This is a genomic window from Corallococcus sp. AB030 (assembly GCF_003668965.1).
Taxonomy (GTDB): domain Bacteria; phylum Myxococcota; class Myxococcia; order Myxococcales; family Myxococcaceae; genus Corallococcus; species Corallococcus exiguus.
Map to the genome: position 1 here is coordinate 1 of NZ_RAWQ01000262.1, position 11811 is coordinate 11811.

The 11811-nt window shown below is 68.1% G+C and carries 11 protein-coding genes; 10 read left to right on the top strand and 1 reads right to left on the bottom strand.

Going from position 1 to position 11811, the window contains the following annotated elements; all coding sequences use genetic code 11:
* Positions 1-156: 156 nt before the first annotated feature.
* From D7Y15_RS38730 to D7Y15_RS38775, 10 genes are all read left to right on the top strand, one after another.
* Positions 157-2226 carry a prolyl oligopeptidase family protein gene (locus tag D7Y15_RS38730; protein ID WP_121755712.1) on the top strand — a complete coding sequence of 690 codons (2070 nt, stop codon included), beginning with the start codon at positions 157-159 and terminating at the stop codon, positions 2224-2226.
* Between the two features lie 194 nt (positions 2227-2420).
* Positions 2421-4880, top strand: a complete 2460-nt coding sequence (lon, locus tag D7Y15_RS38735) for an endopeptidase La (RefSeq protein ID WP_120580738.1) — start codon at positions 2421-2423, stop codon at positions 4878-4880.
* A gap of 175 nt (positions 4881-5055) precedes the next feature.
* The gene (locus tag D7Y15_RS38740; protein WP_120580741.1) at positions 5056-6717 is read left to right on the top strand and encodes a peptide ABC transporter substrate-binding protein; all 1662 of its coding nucleotides are present in this window, start codon (positions 5056-5058) and stop codon (positions 6715-6717) included.
* Between the two features lie 3 nt (positions 6718-6720).
* Positions 6721-7605 (top strand): ABC transporter permease subunit, encoded by an 885-nt coding sequence (locus D7Y15_RS38745; protein WP_120580737.1) that lies wholly within the window; start codon positions 6721-6723, stop codon positions 7603-7605.
* A complete protein-coding gene (locus D7Y15_RS38750) occupies positions 7602-8414 on the top strand; it encodes an ABC transporter permease subunit (protein ID WP_120580736.1) in 813 nt (270 codons plus the stop codon). Before D7Y15_RS38745 ends, D7Y15_RS38750 begins: the two co-directional genes overlap by 4 nt.
* A 65-nt stretch (positions 8415-8479) precedes the next feature.
* Positions 8480-8929, top strand: coding sequence for a response regulator (locus D7Y15_RS38755; RefSeq protein ID WP_014394875.1), 450 nt, complete (start codon positions 8480-8482; stop codon positions 8927-8929).
* Between the two features lie 60 nt (positions 8930-8989).
* Complete coding sequence (locus tag D7Y15_RS38760; protein ID WP_120580740.1) at positions 8990-9535, top strand: YqgE/AlgH family protein; 546 nt, start codon at positions 8990-8992, stop codon at positions 9533-9535.
* Complete coding sequence (locus D7Y15_RS38765; protein ID WP_120580735.1) at positions 9535-9792, top strand: BolA family protein; 258 nt, start codon at positions 9535-9537, stop codon at positions 9790-9792. Before D7Y15_RS38760 ends, D7Y15_RS38765 begins: the two co-directional genes overlap by 1 nt.
* A 17-nt stretch (positions 9793-9809) precedes the next feature.
* Positions 9810-10127 (top strand): Grx4 family monothiol glutaredoxin, encoded by a 318-nt coding sequence (gene grxD / locus D7Y15_RS38770; protein ID WP_120580734.1) that lies wholly within the window; start codon positions 9810-9812, stop codon positions 10125-10127.
* An 80-nt stretch (positions 10128-10207) separates the two neighbouring features.
* Positions 10208-11608 (top strand): DUF2914 domain-containing protein, encoded by a 1401-nt coding sequence (locus D7Y15_RS38775; RefSeq protein WP_233605255.1) that lies wholly within the window; start codon positions 10208-10210, stop codon positions 11606-11608.
* On the opposite strand, the gene D7Y15_RS38780 is transcribed toward D7Y15_RS38775, so the two are convergent.
* Positions 11589-11811: RsmE family RNA methyltransferase (locus D7Y15_RS38780; RefSeq protein ID WP_121755711.1), on the bottom strand; the 223-nt coding region annotated here is incomplete at its 5' end. The genes D7Y15_RS38775 and D7Y15_RS38780 overlap by 20 nt on opposite strands.

The window sequence follows — 11811 nt, forward strand, 5'->3', positions numbered from 1 at the left end:
GCCTTCTTGTATCTGCTGTCCCCCATGAGAAAGCTCCTCATGCCTGCCCTGTTGTCGCTCGTGGCCTGTACTTCCTCGAAGGAAGCCACGCGTGATGAAGCCCCCGCCGCGTCCCCTGCGACGCAGAGCGCTCCGGCCCAGGAGGGCCCTTCCCGCATGGCCTACCCGGCGACCCGTTCCGACGCGGTGGTGGACACGCTGCACGGCGAGCAGGTGGCGGATCCGTACCGCTGGCTGGAGGACGAGAAGGCCCCGGAGGTGCAGGCCTGGATGAAGTCGCAGGACGGCTTCACCCGCGACGCGCTGGCGAAGATGCCGGGCCGTGACGCGCTGACGAAGCGCTTCACGGAGCTGTTCTACGTGGACTCGGTGACGGCGCCCTTCCGCCGGGGCAACCGCTACTTCTACATGCGGACCCACAAGGACAAGGAGAAGGCCATCGTCTACTGGAAGGACGGCGAGTCCGGACAGGAGAAGGTGCTGCTGGACCCGAACGTCATGAGCAAGGACGCCCCGGTGTCCCTGGGCCGCTGGGTGCCGTCGTGGGATGGCAAGCGCGTGGCCTTCCCGGTGCGCCCCAACGCCGCGGACGAGGCCACCCTGCACGTCATCGACGTGGACACCGGTGAGTGGTCCAAGGTGGACGTCATTGAGGGCGCGAAGTACGCCAACACCAACTGGACGCCGGACGGCAAGGGCTTCTACTACGAGTGGCTGCCCACGGACCCCTCCATCCCGGTGGACGCGCGCCCGGGCTACACCACGCTCAAGTTCCACAAGCTGGGCCAGGACCCGAAGAACGACGTGGTGGTGCACGAGCGCACCGGTGACCCGACGACGTTCCTCCAGGGCGACCTGTCGCGTGACGGCAAGTACCTCTTCGCGTCCATCCTCCGCGGCTGGAGCGAGAACGACGTCTACTGGAAGCACCCGGCGGACAAGGACTGGCGGCTGCTCGTGAAGGGCAAGGGCGCCAAGTACACCGTCATCGCCTGGAAGGACCGCTTCTACGTCGTCACCGACGAGGGCGCCCCGCGCCAGCGCGTCTTCGCCGTGGACCCGAAGAAGTCCGAGCGCGCGAACTGGAAGGAGCTGGTGCCGGAGGACCCCAAGGCCACTCTGGAGAGCGTGTCGCTGGTGGGCGGCCACCTGGCGCTGGAGTACCTCAAGGACGTGACGACGGAGCTGCGCATCACCACGCTGGAGGGCAAGCCGGTGCGCACCGTGCAGCTGCCGGGCGTGGGCGCCGCCAGCAACCTGCTGGGCCTGGAGGACCAGGACGACGCCTACTTCGCCTACAGCTCCTTCACCACACCCCGTCAGGTGTACCGGACGTCCATGAAGAGCGGGAAGGTGGACCTGTGGGCGAAGGTGGAAGTGCCCATGGACCCGGACGCGTACACCACGGAGCAGGTCTTCTACCCGTCGAAGGACGGCACGAAGGTGCCCATGTTCCTCGTCTACAAGAAGGGCCTGAAGAAGGACGGCACCGCGCCCACGCTGCTGTACGGATACGGCGGCTTCCTGGTGAGCATGCAGCCGGGCTTCCGCGCGAGCATCCTGCCGTGGCTGGACGCGGGCGGCATCTACGCGGTGGCCAACCTGCGCGGCGGCGGTGAGTACGGCACCGCGTGGCACGAGGCGGGCAAGGGCGCGCACAAGCAGAACGTGTTCGACGACTTCGCGGGCGCGGCCGAGTACCTGGCGAAGGAGAAGTACACGCAGGCGAAGAAGCTGGCCATCTACGGCGGCAGCAACGGCGGCCTGCTGGTGGGCGCGGCCATGACGCAGCGCCCTGAGCTGTACGGCGCGGTGGTGTGCGGGGTGCCGCTCCTGGACATGGTGCGCTTCCACCTGTTCGGCAGCGGGCGGACCTGGGTGCCGGAGTACGGGTCGGCGGACGACGCCGGGCAGTTCAAGACCCTGTACGCCTATTCGCCCTACCACCATGTGCGCCAGGACGTGAGCTACCCGCCCCTGCTGATGATGAGCTCGGACCACGACGACCGGGTGGACCCCATGCACGCGCGCAAGTTCGTGGCGGCGGTGCAGAACGCGAAGGGCAATCCGGCGCCCACGTTGCTACGCATCGAGGCGAACGCAGGCCATGGCGGGGCGGACCAGGTGGCCAAGGCCATCGAGTCCAGCGTGGACATGTATGCCTTCCTCTTCCAGGTCCTGGACGTCGCCCGGTCGGATGCCGGGGTGGCGGCCGAGAGTCGCTAGAATCGGGGCAGGACACACTCCTGCCTCTCGGTGTTCCCTTGAAGGCAGGGTGCGGACCCCCAATCTTGAGCGGGGAACGGGTCCTGCGACCGGCGTGTTATAGAGCAGCGTTTCACCCTGCATGAGCGCTTGGGCGCCATGTGGGCAACTCTTGAAGGGCCTGCCTGTACGGCTGGCCAGCGGGTGGCGGATACATGTTCTTCGGACGTGACGACAAGAAGGAAGCCCAGAAGCGGGGCCTCACCATCCCGCTCTTGCCCCTTCGGGACATCATCGTGTTCCCCCACATGGTCGTTCCGCTGTTCGTCGGCCGGGAGAAGTCCATCGCGGCGCTGAAGGACGCGATGGCCCACAAGGGGCCGGATGACAAGGCGGTCATCCTGCTGGCCGCCCAGAAGAAGGCCAAGACGAACGACCCCTCGCCCGACGACATCTTCCACTTCGGCACCATCGGCCACCTCATCCAGCTCCTTCCGCTGCCTGACGGCACGATGAAGGTCCTGGTGGAGGGCGTGCGCCGCGCCAAGGTGAAGAAGTTCCACCCGAACGACGCCTTCTTCATGGTCGAGGTGGACGAGGTCGAGGAGACGCTGGAGAAGAGCGTGGAGCTGGAGGCGCTGGTTCGCTCCGTCCACTCCGTCTTCGAAGCCTTCGTGAAGCTCAACAAGCGCATCCCGCCGGAGATGCTGATGCAGGTCGCCAGCATTGACGACCCTGCGCGCCTGGCGGACACCATCGTCGCGCACCTGTCGCTGAAGCTGAACGACAAGCAGGCGCTGCTCGAGACGGAGTCTCCGGCCAAGCGCCTGGAGAAGCTCTACGAGCTGATGCAGGGCGAGATCGAGATTCTCCAGGTGGAGAAGAAGATCCGCACGCGCGTCAAGAAGCAGATGGAGAAGACCCAGAAGGAGTACTACCTGAATGAGCAGATGCAGGCCATTCAGAAGGAACTGGGTGAGCGCGACGAGTTCAAGAACGAGATCCAGGAGATTGAAGAGAAGCTGAAGAACAAGCGGATGAGCAAGGAGGCCACGCTCAAGGTCAAGAAGGAGCTGAAGAAGCTCCGGATGATGAGCCCGATGAGCGCCGAGGCCACGGTCGTCCGCAACTACATCGACTGGATCATCAGCCTGCCCTGGTACGACGAGACCCAGGACCGGCTGGACGTCACCGAAGCGGAGCGGGTGCTCAACGAGGACCACTACGGCTTGAAGAAGCCGAAGGAGCGCATCCTCGAGTACCTGGCCGTGCAGCAGCTGGTGAAGAAGCTGAAGGGCCCCGTGCTGTGCTTCGTGGGGCCTCCGGGCGTGGGCAAGACGTCGCTCGCGCGCAGCATCGCGCGGGCCACGGGCCGCAAGTTCGTGCGCCTGTCGCTGGGTGGCGTGCGTGACGAGGCGGAGATCCGCGGCCACCGCCGCACGTACATCGGCGCGATGCCGGGCAAGCTCATCCAGTCCCTGAAGAAGGCGGGCAGCAACAACCCCGTGTTCCTCCTGGACGAGATCGACAAGATGTCCACGGACTTCCGTGGCGACCCGAGCGCGGCGCTGCTGGAGGTGCTGGACCCGGAGCAGAACCACAACTTCAACGACCACTACCTGGACCTCGACTACGACCTGTCCAAGGTGATGTTCATCTGCACCGCGAACACGATGCACAACATCCCCGGTCCGCTGCAGGACCGCATGGAAGTCATCCGCATCGCGGGGTACACCGAGCCGGAGAAGCTCTCCATCGCGCGGCGCTACCTGATTCCGAAGGAGCAGGAGGCCAACGGCCTCGCGGACCTGAAGATCGACATCACCAACGACGCGCTGAAGACCATCGTGCACCGGTACACGCGCGAGTCGGGTGTGCGTTCGCTGGAGCGTGAGATTGGCGGCGTGTTCCGGAAGATTGCCCGCGACGTGCTGAAGAACGGCAAGCGGGACCTCATCGAGGTGGACCGCAAGCAGGCGATGAAGTTCCTGGGCACGCCCCGCTTCCGCTACGGCGTGGCGGAGAGCGAGGACCAGGTGGGCATCGTCACGGGCCTCGCGTGGACGGAGCTGGGCGGTGAGATCCTCACCACGGAAGCCACGTCCATGCCGGGCAAGGGCAAGCTCATCATCACCGGCAAGCTGGGCGAGGTGATGCAGGAGTCCGCCCAGGCGGCCATGTCCTACGTGCGCAGCCGCGCGGAGCGCTTCGGCATCGACCGCAAGGTGTTCGAGAACTACGACATCCACGTCCACCTGCCGGAGGGCGCGATTCCCAAGGACGGTCCGTCCGCGGGCGTCACCATGGCCACTGCACTGGTGAGCGCGCTGACGCGCGTGCCGGTCCGCAGGGACGTGGCGATGACGGGTGAAATCACGCTGCGTGGCCGCGTGCTGCCCATCGGCGGTCTGAAGGAGAAGACGCTGGCGGCGCACCGCGCGGGCATCAAGACGGTCCTGATTCCGAAGGCGAACAAGAAGGACCTGAAGGACATCCCGCTGAAGATCCGCAAGGCGCTGCGCATCGTCCCGGTGGAGTTCGTGGACGACGTGCTGCGTGAGGCGCTGCTCCTGGAGAAGCCGGAGGAGTTCGGCCGCAAGGGCGCCGGGGACAACCTGAAGATGGGGCTGTCCGTACCGGATGCGGTGTCCACGCCTTCCGTGCCGGCCTCCTGAGGCCTTCAGTCCCGGGCCCCTTGAGGGGGCCTGGGATGGGTGGTGACGAAGCCAGGATGCCGGCCGACCAGGAGTCGCCGGTCTCCTGGCTTCTCTCTTTTTTACGAGCAGGTCGGGTACAACGCGGGGAGTGGCTCCCCGCGCGCGAATCCTGTCCTACTCCCTGGTGCTGGTGATGGCCGCGGCCTGCGGGCCGTGCGGCTTCCAGCCCGAGCCGGGCGTGAAGGTGGTGGTGCCGGCGATGCCCACCACGCTCGACTGGAGCCATTCGGATCCGCAGAGCTGGGTGAACTACCCGGTGATGCTGGCCACGCAGAAGGGGCTCACCACTTTGGGGGCGGACCACTCGGTCCAGCCGGGCCTGGCGGAGCGGTGGGAGCGTGAAGCGGCTGCGGCCGGGCATGAGGTCTACACGTTCCATCTGCGCGAGGACGTGACGTGGTCGGACGGTTCGCCCGTCACGGCGCGCGACTTCGTCTTCGGGTGGCACCGGGCGCTGCTGGGCCGCGAGCGCGGCGAGATGGCGGACCTCCAGGGCGCGGAGGAGGTGCTCGCGCTGCAGGAGCGTGGGGCTCCGGCGGCGGAGGTGAAGGCGGCGCTGTCTCGGGTCGGGGTGGAGGCGGTGGATGCGCGGACGCTGCGGGTGACGCTGGAGCGGCCTCGGAGCTACTTCCTGGCGCGGCTCGCGAACGTGTACCTGTTCTTTCCCGCGCCTTCGGCCGACCTGGAGGGCAAGTCGGACGAGGCGGTGCGCGACTACTTCGACCGGCCTCGGGATGGGCGACCGCTGGCGGTGGGGCCTTATCGAGTCGAGCGGTGGGACCGTGCGGGAGAGCGTGTGCGGCTGGTCTACAACCCGCGCAGTGCGTTCATCCCGCCGATGGGGCCTGGGGAGGCGCCGGCGCCGGTGCTGACGCTGATGAAGTCGGAGATCGGTCCTGCGCTGTATGAGCGGGGCCGGGTGGACTTCGTCTTCGTGGACAGCGCGGCGGCGCTGCGCGGGATGAAGGCGGCGGACCTGAAGCGGGAGCCGCTGTTGTCCACGTACTTCCTGGGCTTCAACACGGAGCGTCCGCCGTTGGACCGGCCGGAGGTGCGCCGGGCGCTGGCGCGGGCGTTGGACCGGGAGGCGCTGCTCGCGGGGCTGCTGCCGGCCGCTCGCGCGACGAACGTGTTGCTGCCGCCGGAGCTGCCGGATGCGGCGACGCCGGAGCAGGCGGCTCGGCTGCCGCGCTACGAGCCGGAGCGGGCGAAGGCGGAGCTGGCTGGGGCGAAGGGGTTGGACCGTCCGCTGCGGCTGGTGGTGAAGGCAGGGGATTCGTTCGTGCCGGAGGAGGCGCTGGCGGAGCGCATCGCGGCGCAGCTCGCGAAGGTGGGCGTGCAGGTGGTGGTGGATTCGCGGTCGGACTTCTCCGCGGAGGTGGCTCGCAGGACGCCGCAGGGACCGCGCGCGTATGACCTTTTCCTGCGGCGGCTGGGCGCGGACTACGCGCACCCGAACACGTTCTTCACGCTGTTCGAACGGCAGGGCAACCACCAGACGGGATGGGAGACGCAGGGCGGCGGCGAGCCGATGCGCCGCTTCGAGCAGCTGCTGGAGGAGGCGGACGGCGACCCCGACCCCGTGCACGCGCGCGCGCTGTACGCGAAGGCCCAGGAGGTGCTGGTGGGGGAGGAGGCCGTCATCGCGCCGCTGTACCACCCGGACCGTTATTTCCGGGCGCGTGCGCGGCTGCACGGCCTGGACGTGGATCCGTTCAACTTCCTCGCACTGCGTGCACTGCGGCTGGGGCCGGATGAAACGCCCTCGGCCCGCGCGGAAGGGCAGGGGCCGTAGCGCATGCGCCTCGTCGCGACGCGCCTCGTGCGCCAGCTCGTGCTCGTGCCGGTGGTGGCGGTGGCCTCTTACTTCCTCATGGCCGCGCTGCCGCTCACCACGGAGAGCGACAACAAGCGTCAGGTGTCTCCGGAGCTGGCGGCTTCGTATCAGCGCGACCTGGGCATCGGTGAGCCGCTTGGGTTCCTGCGGCCTTGGGAGAAGCTCTTCTCCGGGGAGCGTCTGGGCACCAGCGCTCAGGGCATCACCGGCGATGAGCTGCTCCAGAAACTCTCTGGCAGCGTGGGCGTGGGCCTGGTCGCGCTTCCTCTCGCGCTTGCCTGGGCGGTGGGCTTCGCGCTCCTTCGTACCCGTTGGCGGCGGGGACGCTTCGCCGTGCTCGGGGACGTGCTCCCCGCCATCGCGTTCGGAACTCCCGTCTTCATCCCCGCGCTGCTCCTGGCCCCCGCCGTGGTGGAGCGCGGACACCTGCTGCCGGAGCTCTGCGCCGCGGTCGTCATCGCCATCTGGCCGGGGACCTTCCTGGGCACGCTCGTCGGTGATGCCCTGGAGACCGAGCTGTCCCGTGACTACGTGCGCACCGCGCTCAGCAAGGGTCTGGACCCCGGCACCGTGCTGCGCCGCCATGTCCTCCCCAATGTGTGGCCCGCGCTCCTGGACGCCGTGACGCCTGTCGCCACCGCGCTGCTCGCGGGTTCGTTCGCCGCGGAGCGCGTCTTTGGCCTGCCGTACTTCGGCCAGCTCTACGTCCTCGCCGTCCTCAACAAGCAGGTCGCTGTCGTCGTCGTGTCCACCACCACCTTCGCCACCGTGCTCGTCGTCGTGAGCCTCACTGTGGAGCTCTTGCGCATGCTCGTGGATCCACGTGCCCGGGAGGCCCGCGCTTGAGCCGCATCCCCTTGCGCGCCTGGGTGGGGCTGGTCCTCCTCGTGGGCCTGGGCGCCTTGAGCCTCGTGGCCGGACGCCTGTTCCCCGAAGCACTCGCGAACACCTGTCCGCTTGGCTGGGACCTGAACCGCCCGGACCGCAGCGTGTGCGAGCTGGCCTTCGGTGGCCTGTGGGTCTCCTTGGCCATCGGGCTCGCGGCTGGCGCTCTGTCCACCGTGCTGGGGCTGGCCGTCGCGGCGCTCGCGCGGCTGTCCGGTGGTGTGACGGAGCAGGTGCTCCTGCGTGCGGTGGACGCCGTGTTCGCCCTTCCGGATGTCCTCGTGGTGATGGTGCTCCAACTCGCCGGCCAGTCCCTCATGGACGCGGGCATGGGCGGGGGTCTGGGCCCCTTTGGCTTGATGGTGACGTCCCTGGCCCTGGTGGGCTGGGCCGGCCCCGCGCGCATGTTCCGCGACCGCCTGGCCACGCTGGAGGGCCAGGAGTACGTGGCCGCCGCGCGGGCCCTGGGCGGTGGTGGCGTGCACGTCCTTCGCGTGCACCTGTGGCCGTTGCTGCGCCCCTTCGTGCTGGCCGTGTTCTTGAGCCGCCTGCCGAGCGCCATCCTCACCGAGTCCACGGTGAGCTTCTTCGGCATCGCTCGCATGGAGCCCATGTCCCTGGGCCGCTACCTGGGCACTTCCTACGCCGCGCTCATCTACGAGGGCGGCGGCCGCGTGGTGATTCCCGCCTGGGGACTGCTCGTCCTGCTGGTGCTTGGCGCCTCGCTCGCTTCCCAGGCATTGGGGGGAGGTACCCGTCGCGAAGTGTGAGGAATGCCGCACATTGAGGCAAAGGTTTCACACGGACGGAAACCCTTTGCCCTCAGGTGAACACCATGTCCCTCCCCACGGAAGAAATCCCCCTCTCGCCTGCCCGTGATGAGCGTCCGCGTGACGACGGTCTGCGCAAGGAGACCGTCCGGGGTTCGGTGCTGGTTGTGGAGGACGACGCCGCGCACCGCGAGCTCCTGGTGGAGCTGGTGAGCACCTGGGGCTACGACGCCATGCCCGTGGGCAGCGCGGAGGAGGCCGAGTTCGCCGTGCGCAACAAGCGCATGGACGCCGCCATCGTGGACGTGTTCCTGCCCGGCCGCAGCGGCACCACGCTCATGTCCAAGCTGCGCGAGAAGTTCCCTCAGGCCGTGCTCATCGGCGTGAGTGCCATGAGCGACGCGGCGACCGCTCGCAAGTGCAAGGGCCTGGGCGCGGACCTCTTCATCGGCAAGCCGTTGGATCCGGAGAAGCTGGCCAAGGCGCTGAAGTCCAAGCACCAGAGCTGGCACTGAGCGCAGCAGGGGAGCGGGTTCCGGTTGCACACCCCCGCCGGACGGTCGATGCTCCCTGGCGTGAAGAACCTCGCCTCCGGCTTCCTGCTGGCCATGCCCCAGCTTGGAGACCCGAACTTCTACCGGTCGGTCATCCTGATGATCGAACACGGAGAGACGGGCTCCATGGGGCTCATCGTGAACCGGGGAGCGCCCCTGACGCTGGGTGAGCTGGCGCGCGGTCAGTCGATGGACATCTCGACGGACCGCGTGTCGCAGCCGGTGTTCGTGGGCGGCCCGGTGGAGCCTCAACGCGGCTTCGTCCTGCATGACGACGACACCGTCGCGGAGAAGCACTCCGTCCTGCCGGGCCTCTACCTGAGCGTCACGCTGGACGCGCTGGGGCCGCTGCTGCAGCGGACGGATCCGCGCGTGCGCTTCTGCCTGGGGTACGCGGGCTGGGGCCCCAAGCAGCTGGAGAATGAAATCGCCGCGGGCTCGTGGCTGTACGCCGACGCCACCGCGGACGCGGTGCTGGGACAGGACCCGGCGAAGTTGTGGGATGCCACCCTGCGCGGACTGGGCGTGGACCCGGCCATGCTGGTGATGGGAAAGGGGATGAACTGATGCTCGACGCCGAGGCGCTTCGCCGTTACCTCCTGGACGCCCTTCCGGGCTCGGAGGTGGAGTTCAACGACACCACGGGGACGGGAGACCACTTCGAAGCTCGCGTCGTCTCCCCCGCCTTTACTGGCAAGACGATGGTGGAGCAGCACCAGCTGGTGTACGCGCCGCTACAGCAGTGGCTCAAGTCAGGCGAGCTGCACGCGCTGGCGCTCAAGACCTATTCGCCCGAGCAGTGGAAGAAGCTCGGGCCCCGCTGAAGAAGGAGCAACGATTCATGGATCCGACCCTCAAGGCCCAGTTCGACGAGACGGTGAAGTCACACCCCATCGTCCTCTTCATGAAGGGCAATGCCCTGTTCCCCCAGTGCGGCTTCTCCGCGCGCGCCCTCCAACTGCTCCAGCCGCTGGGCCCGGTGCACACGGTGGACGTGCTGGCGGACCCTGCCGTGCGCCAGGGCATCAAGGACTACTCCAGCTGGCCCACCATTCCGCAGGTCTACATCCACGGGAAGTTCGTGGGTGGGTCGGACATCCTGACGGAGCTGGCCGAGCGCGGCGAGCTGCAGGACCTGGTCGCCGCCGGCGGCAAGTAGGCGTTTGAGCGGGAGCGGGGCCGGGGGGAAGACCCGGGCCCCGTCCCCCGCGTAGACTGGGCGGCGGTCGCCAAGAGGGGTTGAAAGCCGCCGTGCTCACCGTCACACCGCCTGAGTCGAAGCCGCAGGACGCGTCCACCGAAGTGCCCGGCGTGCCGGTCGAGGGGGGCCCCCTTCCTCCTGGCGCGAACGTCGCGGTCGCCACGCCCGGCGCCGCGGTCGCGGATCCGGACGACCTCGTCAGCACGGAGAAGACGCCCACGCTGGTGGACCGCGTGCAGGCCCTCCGCGCGAAGTACGAGAAGCAGGAGATGGCCCTCTTCTTCTTCGCGGGCTTCCTCTACGACGTCCTCACGCTGAGCCCCGTCGACGACGCGCTCACGGAGGTGCAGAACTTCGTCTACCTGGCCATCCTCGCGGGCCTGCTGGTGCTGGAGCAGCGCTACCCGGAAGGCGTGGAGCCGCCGAAGCTGCTGGTCAAGGTATGGCGCTTCCGCGAGGACGCGCTGCACTTCTTGATGGGCAGCCTGCTGAGCGCGTTCACGCTGTTCCTGTTCAAGAGCTCGTCGGGCTTCACGCCGCTCCTGTTCATGGCGGGCATGTTCGGGTTGCTGGTGGCCAACGAGCTGCCGCGCTTCCGGCAATTGGGCCCCGTCATCCGCGTGGCCGTCTTCAGCCTGTGCGTGACGCTGTACTTCGCGTCGCTGCTGCCGGTGCTCTTTGGACGGGTGGGGTGGTGGATCTTCACGCTGTCCGTCGTGCTGGGGTGCGGGAGCGTCTACGGACTGCTTCGCGTGCTCAAGCGGTGGCGCCCGGATGAGAAGGTGCTGCTGCGCACGGTGGCGGTGCCCGGTTTTGGCGCGCAGGCGCTACTGCTCGGGTGCTACTTCCTGGGAGTGATTCCGCCTGTGCCCCTGGCGGTGCAGTACAGCGGCATCTACCACGCGGTGGAGAAGGTCCCCCCGAATGTCTATGGCACCTCGGGCGTGTATCGCCTGACGTCGGAGGAGCAGCCCTGGTGGAAGGTCTGGACGGCGTTCCACCACGGCGACCAGGAGTTCACGGTGCGCAACGGCGAGCAGCCCGTGTACTTCTTCCGCATCTTCGCGCCCAAGGGCTTCGAGAGTTACTACGTGGTCGTGCGCTGGTTCCATGACCACCCGGAGAAGGGCTGGACGGCGTTGGGCAAGGGCTATCGTGCCCCGGTGAGCAGCAACGGTTCGGAGGGCGGCTTCCGCTACTACGCGAAGCCGGGCATCCCGCTCAAGCCGGGCGACTGGCGCGTCGTGGTGGAGACGGAGGGCGGGCATGAAATCAACCGCCTGAACTTCACCGTCGTCGACGGCACGGGCACCGAGAAGCCCGCTGCGAAGGTGGACGTGTCCGTGCTCAAGACCATCAAGCCGCTGCCGCTGGAGGCCTGGGAGAAGGACCATCCCCCGAAGGCCGCGGCCCCCGCGGCTACGGCGCCGGCGCCTTGAGCAGCGTCACCTGACCCAGCAGCACCGGCACCGCCGTCTCCACGCGCAGGATGCGGGGGCCCAGCGAGAAGGGCAGGAATCCGTGGGCTTCCAGCAGCTGGGTCTCGAAGGGCACCCAGCCTCCGTCCGGGCCGATGGCGAGCACCACCCGCGTGGCGCGCGTGATGTCCCGGGCCTGGAGGGAGAGGCTGGCGGGCGGGTGG